This is a genomic window from Dactylosporangium cerinum (genome assembly GCF_042653625.1).
Classification (GTDB): Bacteria; Actinomycetota; Actinomycetes; order Mycobacteriales; family Micromonosporaceae; genus Dactylosporangium; species Dactylosporangium cerinum.
The window spans coordinates 75,863-96,310 of the sequence record NZ_JBHSIU010000039.1 but is presented as its reverse complement, the minus strand read 5'-3'; the positions used below and the strand labels follow the sequence as shown (position 1 = coordinate 96,310).

Below are 20,448 nucleotides of genomic sequence, written 5' to 3'. Positions count from 1 at the left end.
TGCAGCCCGCCTTCCGCCAATAGCCGGACCAGGCCGGCCCGGACGATCATCACGTCGTCGGCGACGACTACCCGCACGGCAGCCTCACAACCATGGTCGTGCCGCCGCCGACCGGGCTGTGCAGCTCGACGCCGCCGCCGAGCGCTCCGGCCCGGTCCGCAACGGCGGTGAGTCCGCCGGCTGGCCCGGCACCGCCCGGTCCGTCGTCGGCGATCCGCACGGTGAGCCACGAGCCGTCGTCGGCGACCGATACCTTGGCCCGCCCGGTGCCGGCGTGTTTCGAGACGTTGTCCAGTCCTTCGGCGACCGCGGCGACCGCGGCCCGCTGGGCCGGCCAGCCCAGCGCGGCGCCGGACAATGTGACCGCGAGGTTGACGCTGAGCCTGGAGCGCAGGACGACGTCCTCGACGGCGGCCTCGAGTCCCTCCGCGGCGAGGACCTCCGCGAACGACTCCGACGACTGCGCGCGCAACGCGGCCAGCGCCTGCCGCACGTGACCCTCGGCCTCCGTGAGCAGATCAGCGGTCGCGGCGTCGGCCTGAGAGCGCGCGGAGCTCAGCTGCATGGTGACGGCAACGAGTCGCTGCTGGGCGCCGTCGTGCAGATCGCGGTCGATGCGGCGGCGTTCGGCGTCGGCGGTCTCGACGATCCGGCGCTGTGACGCCCGGATCTCGGCGAGCTGGTACTCGCCGGCCGCCCGGGAGCGGGTTCGACGGGCAACGCCGACGACCTGTCGTTCATCAATCGACTGACCGTGCCCCCGCTGGCGGCGCCCACAGTCTCGGCGGACGGGACGAAGCAGTTCTCGCTGACCATGCAGGCGGGGCGGACCGCGATGCTCGTCATCGGCGAACGGCACCTGTCAACGGTGCTGACGGAGTACACCGAGCACTACAACCGCCACCGCCCACACCAATCACTCGATCAACGACCACCTGACCCACCACCGGTCACCAACCTCGGTGCCGCGCGGGTCCGACGACGCCCGATTATGGGCGGACTGATCAACGAATACTCGCAGGCAGCGTAGTCAAACCGAATTTATGAGCCGCACAGGCTCTGATGGGCCATGACGAGGAGACCCGGCAGATCGCCTTCCTCATGCGGGTCGACACGATCGACCGTCTCGCCGCCGAGGCGATAAATCTGTCAGCCAACCGACGGCGGCAGTGTGAGCGTGATGTGCAGGCCGCCCCCAGGTCTCGGGGCGGCGGTGACGGTGCCGTGATGCATTGTCGCGATCGACGCGACGATGGCCAGGCCGAGTCCGAAGCCATCGCCGGAGGTGCGGTCGTTCAGGCGGTGGAAGGGTGCGAACAGGCTGTCGATGGCCTCGGGTGGGATGAGCGGGCCGGTGTTGGCCACCACGACCGTCGGCCGGCCGTGCACGGTAGATGTGCTGACCCATACGTCGCCGCCCGTGACGTTGTAGCGCACGGCGTTGTCGACCAGGTTGGCGATAAGCCGTTCCAGGAGCACCGGATCGCCGGACGTGGTCGCCGGCTCCAGTGACGCGTGCGCGCGCCGGTCGGACAGTTTGGCCGAGTCCAGGACGTCCTCGGCCGTTGTGGCGAGGTCGACGTCCTCGCTGACCGTCAATCCGCGGTCGTTGCGGGCCAGCGTGAGCAGCGCCTCCACGAGCCCGTCGGCGTGGTCGACCTCGATGCGGACGTCCTGCGCCATCTCGGACAGCTCGGCGTTGGTGGGCGCCGGCTTGGCGAGCACGACGTCCACCGTGGCCCGCATGGCCATGAGCGGCGTGCGCAGTTCGTGACTGGCGTTGGCGATGAACCGCTCCTGGCCGACGAATGTGGCCTGCATGCGGTCGAGCATCTCGTCGAACGTGTCGGCCAGCTCCCGCAGCTCGTCACGCGGACCCTGCAATGCGATCCGGGCCGACAGGTTGCGCTGCGAGGCCGCGCGGGCGGCCGCGGCGATCGTGTGCACGGGTCGCAGCACCCGGCCGGCGACGAGCCAGCCGGCCGACGCCGCGAGGCCGATCACCGCCGCCAGGGTGGTCAGCGAGACGCGCAGGAGCTGTGACAGCGTCTCCGCGCGCTGGGTCTGCGCGCCCCAGACCTGGTATGCCGTCACGCATTTGTCCCTGAGGTTCGGGTCGGTATCCTTCGACCTGAGGGCCTCGACGCAGATCGGCTCGAACTCCTCGCGATCCGGCACCAGGAACGTCGACGTGTCCACCTGCCCGCCCGGCAGGCGGACCGACCACGAGGTCACGGCGGTGGGAATGGCCGCCACCAGCAGGTACGTGATCACCACCAGGATGACGCCGGCGGCGGCGAAGAGGCTGGTGTACAACAACGTCAGGCGCACCCGGACGGTCGGCTTCGGCTTGGTCACATCCGGTACCCCTTACCGACGATGGTTTCGATCATCGGCGGCGGGCCGAGCTTGCGCCGTAGCCGGGCCATGGTCACCGAGACGATCGTGCTGAACGGGTCCGCGTTCTCGTCCCACACGTGCTCCAGCAGCTCCTCAGCGCTGATCACGGCGCCGTCGGCCGCGACCAGGATCTCCAGCACGCCGAACTCCTTGCGGGTCAGCGACAACGCCTGCGTGCCGCGGCTGGCGCGATGCCGGGCCCGGTCGACGGTGACGTCGCCGCGGCGTATGACCGGGGGCGCGGACGGAGCGCGCCGGCCCAGCGTACGCACCCGTGCCACCAGTTCGTGGAAGGCGCACGGCTTGCCCAGGTAGTCGTCGGCGCCCAGCTCTAGGCCGTCGACCCGTTCGTCGACGCTCGCGGCGGCGGTCAGCATGAGGATCCGCGGTCCGCCCGGCGCGGCGGCCAGCAACCGGCACACCTGGTCGCCGTGCACCATGGGCAGGTCGCGGTCGAGAACGACCACGTCATACGCCGTGTGGCCGGCTCGGTCCAGCGCGGCCGCGCCGTCGTGGGCGACGTCGACCGCCATCCCAGCGTCGCGCAGCCCCTCTGCGATCCGCTTGGCCAGTGTCGCGTGATCCTCGGCCACCAGCACTCGCATGGCCCAAGTGTGCGCCCCCGGACATTGCAACGGTCCGACACGCGCGGTCGCGGGGGTGCAAACCCCTGGCACGTAGACATTGCGGCATGAGACGGATGCTTGCAGTCCTGGTCCTGCTGGTCACGTTCGCGGCGGCATGCAGCGACGACGGCGCAAAGCCGAAGGGTGGCTCGTCGCGGGACGCCGACAACTCCTATGAGCGGTTCGCCGCATGTATGCGGGAGCATGGTCAGGACATCCCGGACCGCGACCCCGACAGCGGCAACGTGGCGATCACACCGCCGGCGGCCAACCCGGGCCCCTGGAACTCCGCGATGAGCGCCTGCCGGCAGTTCCTGCCCAACGGCGGCGAAGCGGCCGTCGTCGATCCGCAGCAACTGGAGGGGCTGCGCGCGTATGCGGTGTGCATGCGCGAACACGGCGTCGAGCTGACCGACCCTGACCCGACCACCGGCAAGAGCCAGTTCGGTGGCCGGCTGGCCAACGCCACCCGGGATCAGATCGTCAACGACCCGGCCTACAAGTCCGCGGACGCCGCCTGCGAGGACCGGCTCAGCGACGGCGGCGCGCCGAAGGAGGGTGGCAAGTGACCCGGCGGCGCGCCGTGCTGGTCACCGGAGGGACGATCCTGGTGGCTGTCGCCGTCGCCGCCGCCTCGCTCGGCTTCGGCGGGGACCAGCCGCCCAAGCCGAGCGGCGGTCCGGCACTCGCGACCGCGCCGGTCACCCGGGCCACGCTGACCCAGACCCAGCAGGTGAACGGCACGCTGGGCTACGGCACGCCGGTACGGGTCAGCGCACGCGAGAACGGCACCATCACCGCCCTGCCGGTCCTGGGCGCCGTGATCAACCGCGGCGAGTCGCTGTACCAGGTCGACAACCGGCCGGTGTCGCTGTTCTACGGCGACCGCCCGCTCTACCGGCCGATCCGGTCCGGGGACTCCGGGTCGGACGTCACCGAGGTCGAGCAGAACCTCGCCGCCCTCGGCTACACCGGGTTCACCGTCGACACGAAGTACACCGCCGCAACCGCGACCGCGGTGAGCAAATGGCAGAAGGACCACGGCATCACCCAGACCGGGGTCTTCGAGCCCGCCGCCGCGGTGATCGCCACCGGCCCGGTGCGGGTCGCCACCGTCGACATGCAGCCCGGCGACCCCGCCAACGGCCAGGTGCTCAGCTACTCCGGCACCACCCGGGTCGTGCAGATCCCGCTGGACGTGACCTACCAGAGCATGGCCAGGCAGGGCAGCACCGCCACGGTCACCCTGCCGAACGGGACGGTCGTGCCCGGCACCGTCGCCACGGTCGGGTCGGTGGCCGTCGCGGGCCGCCTGACCGAGGACCCGGCCACGATCGACCTGACGGTCACCGTAGCCGACCAGTCCAAGCTCGGCACCCTCGACCGGGCACCGGTCACGGTCTCGCTGGTCGCGGCGACCGTCGAGAACGTGCTCACCGTCCCGGTCGCCGCACTCGTCGCGCTCGCCGACGGCGCCACCGGCGTCCAGGTAGTGACCGACTCCACCAACCACTACGTGCCCGTGAAGCTCGGCATGTTCGCCAGCGGCCGGGTGCAGATCTCCGGCGACGGCGTCACCGAGGGCACCCTCGTCGGGATCCCGTCATGATCACGTTCAGTGGGGTGGGCAAGTCCTACCCGGGCGGGGTCGCGGCCCTGCACGACGTGTCACTGACGATCGAACCCGGCGAGCTGGTCGGCATCGTCGGACCGTCCGGCTCCGGCAAGTCGACCATGCTGCACCTGATGGGCGCGCTGGACCTGCCCACCACCGGCACGGTGGTGATCGGCGGCCGGGAGCTGTCGCGGCTGTCCGACCGGCAACTGTCCGCACTGCGCGGACGCACGATCGGGTTCGTCTTCCAGCAGTTCCACCTCGCCACCGCAGTGCCGGCCGTCGACAACGTGGCAGACGGCCTGCTCTACGCCGGCGTCGGCCTGCGCGAACGACGCCGCCGCGCCGCGGACGCCCTGCACCGGGTCGGGCTCGGCCACCGCCTCGACCACCGGCCGCACGAGCTGTCCGGCGGCGAGCGGCAGCGGGTCGCCATCGCCCGCGCCATCCTCGGCGATCCCCCCTTGCTGCTGGCCGACGAACCGACCGGGAACCTCGACACCGAGTCCGGGACGCACGTGCTGCGACTACTCCACGAACTGCACTCCGGAGGTACCACCGTCGTGCTCATCACCCACGACCGGGACATCGCCGCGGGCCTGCCGCGGCGGGTCGAGATCCGCGACGGACAGGTGACGTCATGACGGCACCGTCGCGGCTGCTGCCCCGCGACGTCGCCCGGGTCGGCGCCACCGGCCTGCGGACCCGGCCGCTGCGCGCGGTGCTCGCCGCGCTGGGCATCGCGATCGGCATCGCGGCCATGGTCTGCGTCGTGGGCATCGCGAGCTCCAGCCGCGCCCACATCGACGAGCAACTCGCCAGGCTCGGCACCAACCTGCTCAAGATCAGCCCGGGCGAGACCCTGCTCGGCGACGAGGCGCACCTGTCCACCGACGCCGTCGCGATGGTCGGCCGGATACCCGAGGTCAACTCGGTGACGGCAACCGCCAGAACCACCGCCCACGTGTACCGCAGCGAGCACATGCCGGCGGCCCAGACGGGCAGCATCGCGGTGCTGGCCGCCCGGACCGACCTGCTCGACACCGTCCACGCCGCCGTGACCCGCGGCACCTGGCTCAACGCCGCCACGGAGACCTACCCCGCCGTCGTGCTCGGCGCCACCGCGGCCCGGCGGCTCGGCATCACTGCACCCAGCCCCGAGGTCAAGGTGTGGCTCAACCACCAATGGTTCACCGTGATCGGACTGCTCGACGCAGTGCCACTCGCGCCCGAACTGGACAACGCCGCGCTGATCGGCTGGCCGGTGGCGACCGCGCAACTACGCTTCGACGGCCACCCGACGACCATCTACACCCGCACCCGCGACGACTCGGTCAGGTCGGTCCAGACGATCCTGGCCAGAACGGCCAACCCGGAACACCCAAACGAGGTGAAGGTGTCACGACCGTCGGACGCGCTGGCCGCGAAGGCCGCGACCGACAGCACGCTTTCCGGGCTCCTGCTCGGGCTCGGCGCCGTGGCCCTGCTCGTCGGCGGCGTCGGCGTGGCGAACACCATGGTGATCTCAGTACTGGAACGACGCTCCGAGATCGGCCTGCGCCGGGCCCTGGGCGCGACCCGGGGACACATCCGGCTGCAGTTCCTTACTGAGTCGCAGCTGCTGTCGGCGCTCGGCGGCGTCGGCGGGGCCGTGGCGGGCATCGCGATCACCGGCGCCTACGCGGCCTATCAGGGCTGGCCCACAGTGGTGCCGGCCTGGGCAACGGTCGGCGGGGCGCTCGCCACACTGGTGATCGGCGGCTGCGCCGGCATCTATCCCGCATGGCGCGCCTCCCGCCTTCCACCGACCGAAGCACTGGCCGCGCCGTGACCGTGACCTAGGGCGCGTTTCATATTTCGGTCAGAGCCACTCGCTGATGATGGTGACGGTGAGGACTGCCCGGTAGCGGACGGCGAGTTTGATGCCCCTATGGATGTCAAGGGGTTGGGGGCCGGTGTCGGGTGATGACCTGGAAGAGTTCGCGGGCGATGTAGCGCTTGAGGCAGCGGATGGCTTCGCGGCGGGTTTTGCCTTCGGTGGTGCGTCGTTCGACGTAGGCGCGGGTGCGTTGGTCCCAGCGGAGTCTGGCGATGGTGATGGTGTAGAGGGCGGAGTTGGCGCGGCGGTCGCCGCCTCGGTTGAGGCGGCGGCGCTGTGTCTTGCCAGAGGAGGCTTCGATCGGGCTGACGCCGCAGAGGGCGGCGAAGGCGGCCTCGCTGGTCATGCGTTCGGGATTGTTGCCGACGGCGAGCAGGAGCGCGCCAGCGGTGTCGGGTCCGACGCCGTACTGTTGCAGCAGCGTGGGCGTGTGTGCGTCGATTGCCTCAGTGATGCGGGCGGTGAGCTCGTCGATTTCTGTGGCAAGCTGGGCGATGCGGGTGGCGAGCAGTCGCAGGGTGTAGGCGGCCGCGGACGCCGGGTCGGTCGGTGTGCTGGCTGGCAGCTCGGCGCACTGCCGGACCAGCTTTGGCAGGCTGAGCCCGGACAAGGTGTCGCGCAGTGTGGGGTCGGCGCGAACGAGGACCGCCTTGAGCTGGTTGATCGCCTGAGTCCGGGACTTCGTTGCGGAGTCTTTGGCGAGCCGGAACATGCGCAGCATCTCCACCGGGCCGTCGCTGGACTTGGCCACGGTGGTAGCTCGACCAGACAGGACGGCGCGGGCTGCGGCTTCGGCGTCGATCGCGTCGGTCTTGCCTCGCCGGCGCCGTTCGCCGTGGTCGGGCTGGTTCACCTCGATGACCTCGACGCCGGCTTGGCGGAGGTGCCGGTTCAGCGCGACGCCGTAGGAGCCGGTGCACTCGACACCAGCGCGTCGCACCGGTCCGAACGTGCGTGCCCACTGCAGCAGCTGCTGGTAGCCGGCCGTGGTCGTTGGGAAGTTGTTGGTGCCGGCCAGGGCTCCCATCGTGGTCAGCGTTGCCGCGACGTGCACGTCCTTGTGGGTGTCGACGCCGAGAATCACCTCGGCCGTGTGGGGATCGTGACGGTGGGCGGTGCGGTCGGGCATGCTGGGCATGGTCGGTCGGCTCCTGATGGCTTGGGAACGGATGGGCCGTCACCGGGCCGGCTCACCCGGATCTTGCGCAGAACGGGGATGAACTGCGGACTGTCGCCGCGTTGGCCAGTGGTCAGGGTCATGGCCAGGACCTTCTGGCCTTGCTCGCAGGCCAGGTGTGTCTTGGTGGTCAGGCCGCCTCGGGAGCGGCCGAGTGCGTGGTCGGCGGGTTCGTCGTGGACGCCGCCGGGTGGTTCCTTCTGCAGGTGACCGTCGCGGCGGGCGCCGGCGGCGTGTTGATGCGCGCGGCTGGTCGTGGAGTCGATGCTGACGTCCCAGTCGATGCGGCCGGCCACGTCTGCCAAGGCCTGCAGGGCGGCCAGGATCGCGTCCCAGGTGCCGTCGCGCTGCCAACGGCGGAACAGGCCGTAGACGGTAGGCCAGGGCGCGTACTCGGCGGGGACGTCACGCCAGGGTGCGCCGACCCGGATTCTCCATCGGATCCCGTCGATGAGCTGCCGTCTGGTCCATTTCGGCGGACGCCCCCGCACCGACGCAGCAGGCAGCAGCGGCGCAAGCGCCGCCCACTGCGCGTCGGTCAGGTCGTGCCGCCTCGTCACCGCTAAGGTGGCCACGAGGTCTCCGGTATGCAGTTCTGCTTGGTCGCTGAACCACGTACCGGAGACCTCTTCAGTTATCGATCACCGCCACGCCGTGACTTCACCGGCCCCCACCACTTATGAAACGCGCCCTAAGCCCATACACTCATTGGTCAGGAATTCTGCGCTGAACATCTGCATCTCGCGGACGGAGACCAGCGACGAGCAGCTACAACGATCCGATCCCATCAACACCACACATGGTCGACCCTAGCCGAATAGCGGCGATTCTCCGCATACCCTATGCGAGTCAGGGGACGGATCTACACGCAAATCCCTGTTGCTTATCTGTTGCGCCTGGACCGAACCTTCGGTGCGATGCGCAGTAGCGCTGCCCCCACCGCCACGAACGCGAACCCAGCCAGAACAACCCACACTGTGTTTGCTCCGGTCAGAGCCAGTCCACCGCCGGTGGCCATACCGCCACCGATGACGCCGCCGCCTGTGTACCCATCCATCGCCTACCACTTTCTCTCTCTGCGCAGAATCGTGTCCACGTACGCCTTCGCGTGTACAAATTGGAGGAACATGTCGAGCACCAGCTCATACATGCTTGCGGCCAGCACCATGTGCTTCCAGCCGCGATATCGCACCGTCACTACCCGTTCCAGAACAAAAACGGCAGTAACGAGCATCCAGAGAGGACGGAGATGAAATCCGCCCACGGCCGCCGCAAATATCAGGGAGCCTAAGTACGTGAATGTGACAAGTACACCTAGCATGGTGAACAACTGCCGGCCCCAATAGCGCCATGTGATACGCGTGAGGCCATATTGAAAGCAGTTCTCGATAGCTCCGCGCTTCCAGCGTTCGCGTTGTTTCCACAGCGCACGCCACGTCGGCATGACCTCCGTGACGAGCGTGCATTCCTTCGGGCTGAGGACCTTGTAGCCGAGGTGCAGCAACGCGAAGGTCAATTCATTGTCCTCGGTAAGGACGCTGGTGTCATAGACACCACCCATCCCGTCGCCACGAGGCAGGATGCCTGCAATACGCCCGCGACTGACAGCCTTGAGGGTACCGACCCGAAACAGCGCCGCCGTACCCGTAACGACTAGGCACTTACCGTTGAGGCGTGCCACATCTCGGGCATAGCGGGCGTACTCGTTGCGCTGCAAGTGACCCACGAAACCGCCGCCTGCGCTGCCTCGGAAGATACCCCCAACCGCGCCCATCTTGGGGTCCGCGTTCAGCTGGGCAACGGCGTAGTTCAGGAAGTCAGGGTCCAGTTCGCTGTCAGCGTCTACGACCATGACCATGTCATGGTCGGCCATTTGTGATAGCAGTTCAGCAAAGACCTGGTTGAGCGCGCCCGCTTTCTTGTGTCTATTGTATTTCGTCACAAGAACCTGCGCACCAGCCCAATAGGCCAGCTTCACAGTCTTATCGGTGCAATTGTCCGCCACCACGACGACACGGCTCGGCCGGTACGTCTGGTTCTGCAAGGCGTCTACCGCGCCGCGGATACCTGCTTCCTCGTTGTGTGCCGGTATCACCACGATGAGCCGCCCCTTCGGGGTAGCGCGCCCAACAGCGAGGACGCTCTCGCGACTCGGACGCCGCCCCGGTGTGCGAGGCCCAGGGAGAAGGCCTTCCCGCGAAGACGGATTCACTGGCCCGCTGCCGTGCAGAGCCGCCGCCCTGGCGTTCGCCGAATCCGACACCAGGTGGTGACGTCCTGCAACCGGTACCCCAGCGTGGGGTCTATGGGTTGTTGTAGTCGGAGTTCCCCGGCCTACCCCCGCCCAAGTTCCCACGCAGAACCCCTTCCCCCGGGTCGACGTTCGACCGCGTCCGCGTCCACGATGGTTGCGCACGTCCCGGCCTACAAGGGCAACCGTCGATATCTCACCCGGGATTCACCCCGGGTGAGATGACGGAGGTCGTCGGTGGGATCACCCGCCCACGCGCGGGTGCTGTCCGGCGGTCGTCGCGTCGACCGAGGCAAATGCGTGTCATGACCTTGACGAGGACCAGACCAAGATGACGTAAAGCGAGGTCAGCGATTCGGCGCCGTCCGAGCGCTCTTCCGCTCCTAAACCGTGTGCCGATCGCGTCGGTCTCGACGGGGCCGTTGCGTTGTTTGATCGGGTGGCGCGGTGAACTCGCGCTCGCGCCTGGCTCAGATAGCGCCGGCGAGCTCGGCGAACGCTGCGGCCACGCGGAGCCCTGTAACTGCCGGAAATTCCGTCCACGCAGGTCAGGCGGCATGCTTGTACTCGTGGAGGATGCCGCCGAGGCGGTCACGTCGGTGGATGTTCAGGTGGGTAATCTGGTCCGGATCGGTGATCGGTTCGGGCAGCGGCGCGAGTGGCCGAGAGTTCGCGATGCCTTGATGCGGTCTGTGTCCGTTGTAGAAGATCTCGAACTCGCGTAGCGCGTGCAGCAGATGTCGCTGGTTGAGGATCAGCGTCCGGTCGAGCAGTTCCCGCCGGCAGGTCCGCACCCATCGCTCCATAAGGGAATTCATGCGGGGAACGCGGACGCCGCTGCGCACGACGGTGATCCCGGCGTCGGCGAGGACGGCGTCGAACAGGGCCGGGTACTTGCCGTCCCGATCCCGGATCAGGTACTTCACCTGGCATCCGGCGTCCTCGAGGTCCATGACGAGGACGCGTGCGTCATACTGCCGCGCGTATCAATGATCATTCGGATTGTGTGACGATCACTCATCCGTTCCACCCGTTGGTGGGGCAGCGTGTGACGGTGTTGTTCACCGCCCGGCGTGGCGGGGTACGGATGTTGACATGCCGGTCTGGACTGAGGCAGGTCACCGTGGCGGAGTCCTGGACTGACCGCGGCCCCGAGCCGCAGCAGCAGCGACTGTCGGTGGAGGGCCTGCAGGAGCTGCTCGATCTGGTGACCGCGTTGCGGCGACGTCGGGAGGCTCAGCAGGAGACCGACGGTGAGGGTGAACCGGAGATACGGTCGAAGGGTGACGGTCGAGGCTCGACGGGTCGAGATGGTGATGGTTCTGGCGAACATGGCCATGACGGCCCTGGGATGCGGTCATGAACGGCGAGCAGAAAATCACTGCTGGACACCGGCAACGTCTGGCCGTCGTCTATCTGCGGCAGTCCAGCCTTGCTCAGGTCCGCGACAACACCGAGTCGACCCTGCGGCAGTATGACCTGGCCGGAACCGCGGTCAGGCTGGGCTGGCCCCCAGCCCGGGTCATCGTCATCGATGCGGATCTGGGCTGCTCCGGCCGGCAGGCGGCCTCACGCGCCGGTCTGCAGGAGCTTGTCGGGCGGGTCTGTATCGGTGAGGTGGGCATCATCCTGGTCCTGGAGGTGTCCCGGCTGGCGCGGTGCTCGGCGGATTTCGCCCGGCTGTTGGAGTTGGCCCGGCTGGCCGACACTCTGTTGGCCGATGCGGACGGGGTCTACGACCTGCAGGAATTCAACGACCGGCTGGTGTTGGGGATCAAGAGCACCATCAGCGAGTCCGAACTGCACCTGATGGCCGGGCGGATGCACGCCGCCCGGGTCAGCGTCGCCGAGCGTGGCCGGTTGCGGTGCCGTCTGCCGATCGGCTACGTCTACGACGACGAAGGCGACTGCGTGCTGGACCCGGATGAGCAGGTCCGGGCCGCTGTCACGGATGTGTTCGCGATGTTCCGGCAGGCCGGATCGGCGTTCGGGGTGGTGGAGGCGTTTCGCCGGCGGCTGTTTCCCCGCCGGGTGTTCGGCCGCGCTCACGCGGGCCAGCTCCGGTGGGGCCCGTTGACCAGCAGCCGCGTCCAGCGGATGCTGGCCAACCCCACCTACGCCGGGGCCTACGTCTACGGACGTCGGGTCGATGCCCGTCAACTGCAGCCGGACGGGACCACCAAGACCGTCACCACCCGCCGGCCCCGGGATCAGTGGCCGGTGCTCATCCACGACCATCATCCCGCCTACCTGAGCTGGTCGGCCTACCTGGACAACCTGCAGATCCTGGCCGCCAACCACACCGCCGCCCATGCCAGGCCCGTGCGGGAAAGCCCGGCACTGTGTCAGGGCATCATCCGGTGCGGCTCCTGCGGGCAGGCCATGCAGACCCGCTACCACCACCGTTCCCATCCCCACGGCGCCTACGCCTGCGACCGGATGACCTCTCACCAGCCCACCAGCACCTGCCGATCCATCGACGCCGCCTGCGTCGATGCGATCGTGGTCGATCGGCTCCTGTCCGCGTTGACGCCTGCTGAGATCACCCGGACCGCCGCCGTCGCTGACGAGATCACCAGCCGCGTCCAACGCAGGCTGCACGCCGCCGGGCTGGCCGTCGAACATGCCCGCTATCAAGCAGACCGGGCCGAACGCGCCTTCAGCGCCGTCGAACCCGAAAACCGCCTGGTAGCCCGCACCCTGGAAACCCAGTGGGAGACCCGCCTCAACCAGTTGGCCGACGCCGACGCCGCCCTGGCCGACGTCCGCGCCCAACTTCCGGTCCTGCCCGACTCCGCGGCTCTGGAACACCTCGCAGGAGACGTCCACGCACTGTGGTCAGCGCCGACAACCACCGACCGCGACCGCAAACGGCTGCTGCGCACGGTCATCTCCGACGTCACCGTCCTACCCGAACCCGACCGACGAAAGATCAGCATCGGGATCCGGTGGCACACCGGCGCGACCGAGCGCATCACCCGTTCCCGGCTCACCGCACCGCGAACCCCGCCGACAGCGATGGCCATGATCCGCGACATGGCGCCCACCCACACGAACCGCCAGATCGCCGAGATCCTCAACACCGCGGGGCACCACAGCGCCTACAACCACCCGTTCAACCCCGGCATCGTCAACAATCTGCGCCGCGACCACAACCTGCCCGACCCCCGACCGCTGCAGGACGCAGAGATCACCCCGACCGAAGCCGCAACCATCCTCAATATCAGCACAGCCTTCATCTACTACTGGAGCAGCCGCGGCTACATCCCCACCCGACATATCGGCCCCCGCCTCGCCCTCACCTGGAACCCCGCCATCGAGGCCGAATGCCGCACCCGCGCAGCATTCCCACCCCACCACCGTTCGACACCACCCCGGGGAGAGGCACTATGAAACCATCATCAGGTTGCGGGCGGTCTGGGTCACCCACGCGGCGGTCGGGTGCGGTGCAGCAGCGCGGCCAGCCAGGCCCGGTCAGCTGGGTCGAACCGGACCCGCTGCTCGCCGAGCTGGCGCTGCAGCACCGCGAGCTGATGGCGCAACGCCAGGATCTCCGCGTCCTTGTCCCGATCGCTGCCCGGTAGCAGCCGCAGCAACGCGAACGCGTTGGTGATGCCCAGGTACGCCAGTCGCGACAGCATGAGGCGGCATCATCGCGCAGTCACCAACGACGATGGGTCCGGGGACACGGAAGGAGCTAATCAAGAACGGAACTCAAAGATCGAATACCCGCTGACCAGCACGGACGGATTTCTCGGCAGGTTCAGGGCTACGCGCCAAGGACATCTGCCACGCGCTCGCCGCGATGGCGTCGATGTCGCGCTCGGTGGCTGCCCGGTACTCCACCCGGCCCATGCTGCCAGCTCGGGCCGGCCCGTGTCACACGTGATACCGCAGGACGACGTTCTCCGAGCCCTCCTGACGCTCCACATCGAACAGTCGCAGCGACGTGACCGGCGCGGTGAAGGCGGGCGAACCGGCGCCGAGAGCGATCGCCGCCATCATGACGTGCAGCTCGTCGACGAGCCCGGCCGCCAGCAGGTCGTTCCAGAGCAGACGGCTGCCGAACACGAGGATGTCGCGGCCGTCCTGCTCCTTGAGCCGGGCCACCGCCGCGTGGCCGTCGGCCCGACGGACGAGGGTGGTGGTGCCGGCCCAGATGTCGGTCTCCTCCTCGGTGAGCGAGTCAGAGATGACCACCTTCGGGGTCTGGCCGCAGAGCTGGGCGATCTGCCGCTGCTGGTCGGCCCGGGCCGGATCGTGCGGGGTGGCCGGCGCCAGCGCCGGGTTCTCGGCGATCGGCGGCCAGAAACCCTTGAAGTCCAGGTAGGTGCGCGGGCCGAACAGGAGGGTGTCGGCCGCCAGCATCCGTTCCAGGTTGTGAGCGTCGAAGAAACCGTCCATCGGCAGGGCCCAGACGTTGCCGCCCTCCCCGTCGAAGTAGCCGTCGAGCGAGAAGATGCCAGTGACGATGAGCTTGCGCATGGTGACTCCTCTGTCTGGATGAACGGGTCATCCAGGCAGAGTCACCGTCGGGCGCGGATTCATCGCCGCGGCGAAGAAATTTCCGTCGGTACGTCGAAATGGCGGCGCAGGCCCTGGTCGAGGAACGCGGCGATCCACGAGACCTGCCCGTCGCGCAGGCTCAGCACGTTCACCGCGCTCAGTGGGAAGCGCTGGCCGTCGTACTGGTAGCAGGCCAGAGCGGGCTGGCCGTTGGCGGTGATCGGGATGAGCCGCCACGGGGTGGCGAACACCCGCTCGGCCAGGAACTGGCCGACCGCCTCGCGCCCGGCGAACCAGGCCGGCAGCGGCGGCATGGTGAACCGGGCATCATTGGCCAGCAGGGTGAGCAGGGCTGGCACGTCGGCCCGCTCCCAGGCGGCCACGAAGTCACGGACCAGGACCGCCTCGCCTTCGGCACCGAGCGCGGCCAGCTCGGCCTGCTGGGAGCGGGCGGGCACCCGCTCGGCGACGGTGGCCCGGGCCCGCTGCATCGCGCTGTTGACCGAGGCCGGCGTGGTGTCGAGGATCCCGGCTGCCTCGGCCGCGCTGAAGCCGAGCACGTCGCGCAGGATGAGGACCGCCCGCTGGGTGCCGGGCAGGTGCTGCAGCGCAGCCACGAAGGCCAGCTCCACCGTCTCCCGGCGCAGGTACGCCTCCGCCGGGTCCGCGCCGTCATCCAGACGCAGGCCGTCGTCCACGCCCCCATCTACGCCTTCGTCGGGCCAGGGCTCCAACCAGATCGGCGCCGTGACCGGCTCGCCGAGATCGTGCGGGTCGGGGCTCGCGGGACCGTGGTCGGGCGAGAGCACCCGGCGCGGGCGGTGCCCGGCCAGGCGTAGGCAGGCGTGCGTCGCCACCCGGTAGAGCCAGGTCCGCAGCGAGCTGCGGCCCTCGAAACCGGCCAGCCCCCGCCACGCCCCGAGCAGGGACTCCTGTAGGGCGTCCTCGGCGTCCTGAATGGACCCCAGCATCCGGTAACAGTGGGCGTAGAGCTCGCGGCGGTGCTGCTTGGTCAGCTGTTCGAAGGCGAACCCGTCACCGGCCCGCGCCGCCGCCAGCAGCTCGTGCTCCCCGTCATTCATGCCCCGTGTCCGCCCATCCCGCTCGCACCCCCAGGGTCCAGCTCGGACCTTGGGCTAGTTCGTGCCGTCGGGGGTGAAGATAACCCGGCCGGCCGCCTCCTCCACCACCCTGAAGAGGGTTCCCTCCGGACACCGTCCCTCGACTGGCGCCTCGCCTTCCAGCTCCATGCCGAGCTCGACGAAGAACGCAGTAGCCGCCTCAAGGTCGTCGACAACGACGCCGACGTGGTCCATCCGTTGGATCGTCATGCACCGAGCATAGGGTCGGGTCGGATGCTGGCTACGTCGCAGTGACGGTGGCGCGCCTGCTCGTATACGTGAACGATCACGGTCCATTGTGGACTCAAAGACACACTGTGGATTGCTGCCAGTTGTGATGCCAATTCGCACGACAGGCACGACCTCGGCGGGCACCGTTGCATTGAGCGTTGGCAAGATCGAGGCAGACTTGAGTTGCCCCTGTGTCAACCCCTGGGTCAGGCGGCGGGACTGTAAAACGAACGATGTAACTCCTGATCAAGGAGCAACACCTGATGACCGATGTGTTGATCGCCGAGGCCGACCCCCCGTTACGTGGAAAGGCTCGGCGGCGGGGAGGCCGGCGAGGTCGAGGAAGTAGACGTGCGCGCCGGCCACGACCAGCTGGGGGCGGGCGGGGTTGACGACGCAGTGGGACGCGTCGCCGTCCAGGCGGATCGCGGCCAGGGCGCGGCCGTGCGGGTCGGTTACGCGCACGGCGCCGTCGCGGCTGACGCTGGCCAGCCAGGAGCCGTCCGGGGCCACGGCCACGCCGAGGACGACGGCGGCGTGGTGGACGACGGCCCGCTCGGCGACCGCCGTGGCCGTGGGCCGTCCAGCGAACGTGGCGGCGGCAGCCCAGCTTCGGGCGTCGGGGTCGTTGTCGGCGCCGGGCGGCCGGGAGTTGTCCGGGGGGACGGTCCAGATCCGGGCGGTCTCGTCGCGGCCGGTGCTGGCCAGCCAGGAGCCGTCCGGGGCGACCGCAAGTCTCAGCACGGCGTCCGTGTGGCCGCGGAGGGTTGCCCGGTGCGTGCCGTCGGCGTTCCACAGCTCGATCGTGTAGCTCTCGCCGGCGACGGCGAGCCAGGAGCCGTCCGGCGCCGACGCGAGCGTGTTGGCCCGGAAGGTCGCACCGAGCAGCACGCCGAGGGGCGTGCCGTCCGCCGGGTCCCACAGCCCGACGGCGCCGCCGTCGCCGGTGCTGGCCAGCCAGGAGCCGTCGCCGGCCGCGGCCAGCTTCCTCGCGTCTGCGGCGCCGGTGAGCGGGCCGGCCCGCAGCTCGCCGGTGGCGTTGTCCCAGAGCCAGGCCGCGCGGTCGTTGGTGGCCGATGCGAGCCAGCTGCCGTCCGGGGCGATCACGAGGTCGAACACCGACTGGCCGCCGTGGTCGTGCACGGCGCGGACGGCGCCGTCGGCGTTCCACAGCCGGACCGTGCCGTCGTGGCCGGCGCTGGCCAGCCACGAGCCGTCCGGGGCGATCGCGACCCGCGTGATGTGGCCGGTGTGGCCGCACAGGACCGCCCGCTCGGCGCCGTCCGCGGTGTGCCACAGGCGCACGGTGCCGTCGTGGCCCGCGCTGGCCACCCAGGAGCCGTCGGGCGCCATGGCCAGCCCGGTGATCTTGCCCGCGTGGCCACCGGCCCGCGTCGGGGCACGCGGGCCCGACGGGTCCCACAGCCGGACCGTGCCGTCGTGGGCGCCGCTCGCCAGCCACGCGCCGTCCGGCGCCACGGCCAGCCGGCCGACGCCCTGCGAGTGTCCGGTGAGGACGGCCCGGCAGGTGCGGTCGGCGAGGTGCCACACCCGGACGGTGCCGTCGTCCTGGTACAGGTTGTCGCCAGCAGCGCTGGCCAGCCACGAGCCGTCCGGGGCCACCACCAGCGCGTTGACCTGGCCCGTGTGGCCGGTCAGCGTGTCCAGGGCCGCGCCGGTCGCCGGGTCCCACAGCCGGACCGTGCCGTCCTCCCCCGCGCTGGCCAGCCAGGAGCCGTCCGGGGCCACCGCCAGCGCGCGCACCCACCGGTCGTGGCCGGTGAGGGTGGCGCGGAGGCGGCCGTCGGTGGGATCCCACAGCTCCACGGTTTCGAAGCCGGCGGTGGCCAGCCAGCTGCCGTCGGGCGCCACGGCCAGGGCGCTCGCCGCGCTGCGGTACTCGCCCCGGGCGGCGATGCCCAGGTGGAGCCGGGATCCGTCGGCCGCTCGCCACACGCATGCAGTCATGTTCCTGTGGTCGACGTAGGCGGCGATCGCCAGCCACGATCCGTCCGGTGCGACGGCGAGGTCGTCGACGCGGGTGATGCAGCCGGCAAGGACGGCCCGCTCGGCGCCGTCGCGTGGATCCCAGATCCGCACGGTGCCGTCGTCGCCGCCGCTGGCCAGCCACGATCCGTCGGGCGCGACGGCAAGCGACCAGAGGAGCTTGCTGTGGCCGCTGAGCACGGCCCGTGCAGTACCCGACGGAAGATCCCAGATCCGGACCCTGCCGTCGCCACCGGCGGCGGCCAGCCAGGATCCGTCCGGGGCTACGGTCAGCGCGTAGGCGCCGTTCGGCGATCCGCGCAGGGTCAGCAGTTCGGTGCCGTCGACGGGATCCCACACCCGCACGGGGTCGGCGTGGCCCGTGCTGGCCAGCCACGCGCCGTTCGGGGCCACCACCAGGGCGGCCGGGTCCACCTGGTGTCCGGCGAGCACCCGCTCGACCGACGGGTGGGGCTGGTCGGGCAGCGGCGGGGCGGTCGGCCGCAGGTGGGGCGCGCCGACCCGGCCGGCGAGGCGCTGCCCGGCGGCTGCCAGCAGCGGGTTTCCAGCGGCGTAGGCGGCGAGCGTCGCGATGTTCATGAGCATCGGGTCAGCCGGGCGGTACAGGTGGCTCGTGCCGCGCAGGACCCGCTCGAGCGCTCGGGCGTGGGCGTCGCCGGGCACCGCGGCGGCGTCGGCCTGCACGCTGGCCGGCCCGAATCGGTGGTTCTTGACGCTCGCCCACCGCAGGTCGCGCAGGAGCGCGACGAGTTCGCCGGCCAGCCCGGCCTCCCGCAGGTGCACGGCGAGCTGCGGCCACAGGTACGGTTCGCCGGCAGGCAGGCGCCACCACGCCGTCAGTAGGTCCCCACCGTCGGGCAGCTCCGCCCGGTAGGCGTCGATGAGCCGGCGGTGCCAGCCGGCGGCGTGGGGGCCGGCCTCGTGCCGGAGGTAGTCGGCGATGACGCCGTGCAGGCGGATTGCGGGCGGGTCGAGCCGGAACTCCACGACCAGGTTCACGTCGAAGTACGCGTGGCAGAGCCGGTGCGCGCGCTGCGGGTCGACGCCCCAGTACCGGGCCAGCATTGCGACCGGAAGGTCGGTGTCGGTCGGAAAGATACCCAGTTCGCGGTACCGCTGGACGGAAGTCTCCGGGTCCGGGAGCATCGTCAGGCTGGCCGCGAGCGTGGCGCCGATCGCCGTCTCCCGGGCGCCGGCGTCGGTGGTGTCCAGTGCGGCCGGACCGCCCGTGTCGAGCATGGCCTCGGCCCACCGGACGGTCTCGGCGAGCCCGTCGCCGCGCGCGGCCCGTCGCCGCAGCACCCCGTTGGCCAGGCCGCACAGCACCGGCCAGCGCCCGGTGCGGGCCACGAGCGCGGCGAGGCTCACCGGGCCCGGGTCCAGGCCCCGGCGCAGGATCGCCTCGGCCTGCCCGGCGGTCAGCGCGTCGACCCGGACGCGGGCCGCGCCGACCGGCACCACCGCCGCGATCCGCGTCGTGACGAGGCGCACGCAGTTCGGCGCGCCGAGCAGGAACGGCACGAGCTGGTCGGCGGTCCACACGTCGTCGAGCACCAGCAGACACCGGCGCCCGCCGATCACGTCGGCGAGGTGGGCGCCTGCGAGCCGCGGGTCGGTGTAGGTGGGCCGCTGGCCGGTGAGGTACTCGGTCAGGTCGTTGACCGCCGTCGCGATCCCGGGACCGGTGACCTGCTGCCCGAGGGTCTTCCAGAGCACGCCGCCGGGAAAGTGCCCGAGCACCCGCCGGTCCCGGGCGGCGAGCGCGGCGAGCGTGGTCTTACCGAACCCGCCCGCGCCCTCCAGCCCCGTGAGCACCACCGGGCTGGAGGCCAGCACGGCCCCGACGAGCGCGTCGAGCACCTCGGGCCGCGCCACCGCGTCGCGGGCCTCGGGCACCGGCATCGCCCAGGACCTCCGCGGCGGCGGCCCGGCCAACGCTGCGGGCAGGTGCAGGAAGTCGACGGCGAGGTGGAACAGATCGGGATCGCCCAGATGCTCGGCGATGGCCCGGGCGTCCCAGATGTCGAGGGCCACGCCGTGCCGATCCCGCGCCTCATCCTGCAGCTCGTGCCGCTGGCTGACCGTGACCGCCGTCACCGTGAAGTAGACGACCCGCCGCACCCCGTCGCCGCGCGCGCGGATCGCGGCGAGATCCCGCCGGATCTTCCCCGGCACGCCGCCGCGCTGCACGGTGCAGGCGATCACGATGGTCCCGGTCGCCCCGTCGGTCCAGTGGCTCTCGGCGTCGCGCCCCTGGTCCCCGCCGGCGCCGACGGGCCCGGTGGCGGGAATCAGGTTTGGGGCGACGCGCTGCCGCGCCAGGCCGAGACAGAGCCGCTCGAACTCGTGGTGGCCGTTGGTCTCCCCGAGCTTCTCCAGCGAGACCCGGATAAGCTGCGCGCGCTGCGTCGGGCTGGTCACCGGTCCCACCCTCCCGTCCGAGATCGAACCCGATCGGCGACCATCATCGCGCATCGCTCACATCATGTCGTGATGCCCGGTCATCACATCGGTCCCTACCTTGAGCCCATCCGGCGGCGCCTGCCCCGGACGCGGTGTTGCGTCGTCACCGCTGTCCTGCCTCGGACGTCAACCTGGGGCGGGCCTCAAGGAGTGTCAGGGGTGGTTTCATCGA

At 70.2% G+C, this 20,448-nt stretch carries 19 protein-coding genes and 1 pseudogene; 7 read left to right on the top strand and 13 right to left on the bottom strand.

Translation table 11 applies throughout. From position 1 onward, the window contains the following. Nucleotides 1-67: 67 nt before the first annotated feature. Nucleotides 68-859, bottom strand: coding sequence for a sensor histidine kinase (locus tag ACFPIJ_RS28895; protein WP_380119355.1), 792 nt, complete (start codon nt 857-859; stop codon nt 68-70). Here ACFPIJ_RS28895 and ACFPIJ_RS28890 point away from each other — a divergent pair. Then, nucleotides 815-1,030: an integrase core domain-containing protein gene (locus tag ACFPIJ_RS28890; protein ID WP_380119353.1), complete on the top strand. Its 216-nt coding sequence runs from the start codon at nt 815-817 to the stop codon at nt 1,028-1,030. The genes ACFPIJ_RS28895 and ACFPIJ_RS28890 overlap by 45 nt on opposite strands. Nucleotides 1,031-1,149: 119 nt before the next feature. Here ACFPIJ_RS28890 and ACFPIJ_RS28885 read toward each other — a convergent pair whose 3' ends face one another. Both ACFPIJ_RS28885 and ACFPIJ_RS28880 read right to left on the bottom strand, forming a co-directional pair. Next, entirely contained in the window at nt 1,150-2,358 is a 1,209-nt protein-coding gene (locus ACFPIJ_RS28885) for a sensor histidine kinase (RefSeq protein WP_380119352.1), read from the bottom strand. Then, nucleotides 2,355-3,005 (bottom strand): response regulator transcription factor, encoded by a 651-nt coding sequence (locus ACFPIJ_RS28880; RefSeq protein ID WP_380119350.1) that lies wholly within the window; start codon nt 3,003-3,005, stop codon nt 2,355-2,357. Before ACFPIJ_RS28880 ends, ACFPIJ_RS28885 begins: the two co-directional genes overlap by 4 nt. An 86-nt stretch (nt 3,006-3,091) precedes the next feature. On the opposite strand from ACFPIJ_RS28880, the gene ACFPIJ_RS28875 reads away from it, so the two are divergent. The 4 genes from ACFPIJ_RS28875 to ACFPIJ_RS28860 are packed head-to-tail and all read left to right on the top strand — an operon-like array spanning nt 3,092 to nt 6,472. Next, nucleotides 3,092-3,595 (top strand): hypothetical protein, encoded by a 504-nt coding sequence (locus ACFPIJ_RS28875; protein ID WP_380119348.1) that lies wholly within the window; start codon nt 3,092-3,094, stop codon nt 3,593-3,595. Further along, nucleotides 3,592-4,635: a peptidoglycan-binding protein gene (locus ACFPIJ_RS28870; protein WP_380119346.1), complete on the top strand. Its 1,044-nt coding sequence runs from the start codon at nt 3,592-3,594 to the stop codon at nt 4,633-4,635. The genes ACFPIJ_RS28875 and ACFPIJ_RS28870 overlap by 4 nt, the downstream gene beginning before the upstream one ends. Next, complete coding sequence (locus ACFPIJ_RS28865; protein WP_380119344.1) at nt 4,632-5,285, top strand: ABC transporter ATP-binding protein; 654 nt, start codon at nt 4,632-4,634, stop codon at nt 5,283-5,285. The genes ACFPIJ_RS28870 and ACFPIJ_RS28865 overlap by 4 nt, the downstream gene beginning before the upstream one ends. Beyond that, nucleotides 5,282-6,472, top strand: a complete 1,191-nt coding sequence (locus ACFPIJ_RS28860) for an ABC transporter permease (RefSeq protein ID WP_380119342.1) — start codon at nt 5,282-5,284, stop codon at nt 6,470-6,472. Before ACFPIJ_RS28865 ends, ACFPIJ_RS28860 begins: the two co-directional genes overlap by 4 nt. Before the next feature lie 106 nt (nt 6,473-6,578). On the opposite strand, the gene ACFPIJ_RS28855 is transcribed toward ACFPIJ_RS28860, so the two are convergent. From ACFPIJ_RS28855 to ACFPIJ_RS28840, 4 genes and pseudogenes are all read right to left on the bottom strand, one after another. Next, on the bottom strand, nt 6,579-7,649 hold the full coding sequence (locus tag ACFPIJ_RS28855) for an IS110 family RNA-guided transposase (protein WP_380119340.1): 1,071 nt from the start codon (nt 7,647-7,649) through the stop codon (nt 6,579-6,581). 44 nt (nt 7,650-7,693) lie between these two features. After that, nucleotides 7,694-8,272: pseudogene (locus tag ACFPIJ_RS28850) on the bottom strand (IS5 family transposase); the annotation flags it as partial. A 485-nt stretch (nt 8,273-8,757) separates the two neighbouring features. After that, the gene (locus ACFPIJ_RS28845; protein WP_380119338.1) at nt 8,758-9,795 is read right to left on the bottom strand and encodes a glycosyltransferase family 2 protein; all 1,038 of its coding nucleotides are present in this window, start codon (nt 9,793-9,795) and stop codon (nt 8,758-8,760) included. 701 nt (nt 9,796-10,496) lie between these two features. Then, nucleotides 10,497-10,901, bottom strand: coding sequence for an integrase core domain-containing protein (locus ACFPIJ_RS28840; protein ID WP_380119336.1), 405 nt, complete (start codon nt 10,899-10,901; stop codon nt 10,497-10,499). Between the two features lie 11 nt (nt 10,902-10,912). Between ACFPIJ_RS28840 and ACFPIJ_RS28835 the strand changes: the two genes are divergently transcribed. Both ACFPIJ_RS28835 and ACFPIJ_RS28830 read left to right on the top strand, forming a co-directional pair. Further along, the gene (locus tag ACFPIJ_RS28835; protein ID WP_380119334.1) at nt 10,913-11,311 is read left to right on the top strand and encodes a DUF5372 family protein; all 399 of its coding nucleotides are present in this window, start codon (nt 10,913-10,915) and stop codon (nt 11,309-11,311) included. Then, the gene (locus ACFPIJ_RS28830; protein WP_380119332.1) at nt 11,308-13,341 is read left to right on the top strand and encodes a recombinase family protein; all 2,034 of its coding nucleotides are present in this window, start codon (nt 11,308-11,310) and stop codon (nt 13,339-13,341) included. The genes ACFPIJ_RS28835 and ACFPIJ_RS28830 overlap by 4 nt, the downstream gene beginning before the upstream one ends. A 29-nt stretch (nt 13,342-13,370) precedes the next feature. On the opposite strand, the gene ACFPIJ_RS28825 is transcribed toward ACFPIJ_RS28830, so the two are convergent. From ACFPIJ_RS28825 to ACFPIJ_RS28800, 6 genes are all read right to left on the bottom strand, one after another. Continuing rightward, nucleotides 13,371-13,589, bottom strand: coding sequence for a hypothetical protein (locus ACFPIJ_RS28825; RefSeq protein ID WP_380119330.1), 219 nt, complete (start codon nt 13,587-13,589; stop codon nt 13,371-13,373). Nucleotides 13,590-13,662: 73 nt separating this feature from the next. Beyond that, nucleotides 13,663-13,794 (bottom strand): hypothetical protein, encoded by a 132-nt coding sequence (locus tag ACFPIJ_RS28820; RefSeq protein ID WP_380119328.1) that lies wholly within the window; start codon nt 13,792-13,794, stop codon nt 13,663-13,665. Nucleotides 13,795-13,827: 33 nt separating this feature from the next. Then, complete coding sequence (locus ACFPIJ_RS28815) at nt 13,828-14,433, bottom strand: dihydrofolate reductase family protein (RefSeq protein WP_380119326.1); 606 nt, start codon at nt 14,431-14,433, stop codon at nt 13,828-13,830. A gap of 59 nt (nt 14,434-14,492) precedes the next feature. Further along, the gene (locus ACFPIJ_RS28810) at nt 14,493-15,536 is read right to left on the bottom strand and encodes an RNA polymerase subunit sigma-70 (protein WP_380119324.1); all 1,044 of its coding nucleotides are present in this window, start codon (nt 15,534-15,536) and stop codon (nt 14,493-14,495) included. A 54-nt stretch (nt 15,537-15,590) separates the two neighbouring features. Then, the gene (locus ACFPIJ_RS28805) at nt 15,591-15,785 is read right to left on the bottom strand and encodes a VOC family protein (protein ID WP_380119322.1); all 195 of its coding nucleotides are present in this window, start codon (nt 15,783-15,785) and stop codon (nt 15,591-15,593) included. A 267-nt stretch (nt 15,786-16,052) separates the two neighbouring features. Beyond that, nucleotides 16,053-20,234, bottom strand: coding sequence for an NB-ARC domain-containing protein (locus tag ACFPIJ_RS28800; protein ID WP_380119320.1), 4,182 nt, complete (start codon nt 20,232-20,234; stop codon nt 16,053-16,055). Nucleotides 20,235-20,448: the final 214 nt, after the last annotated feature.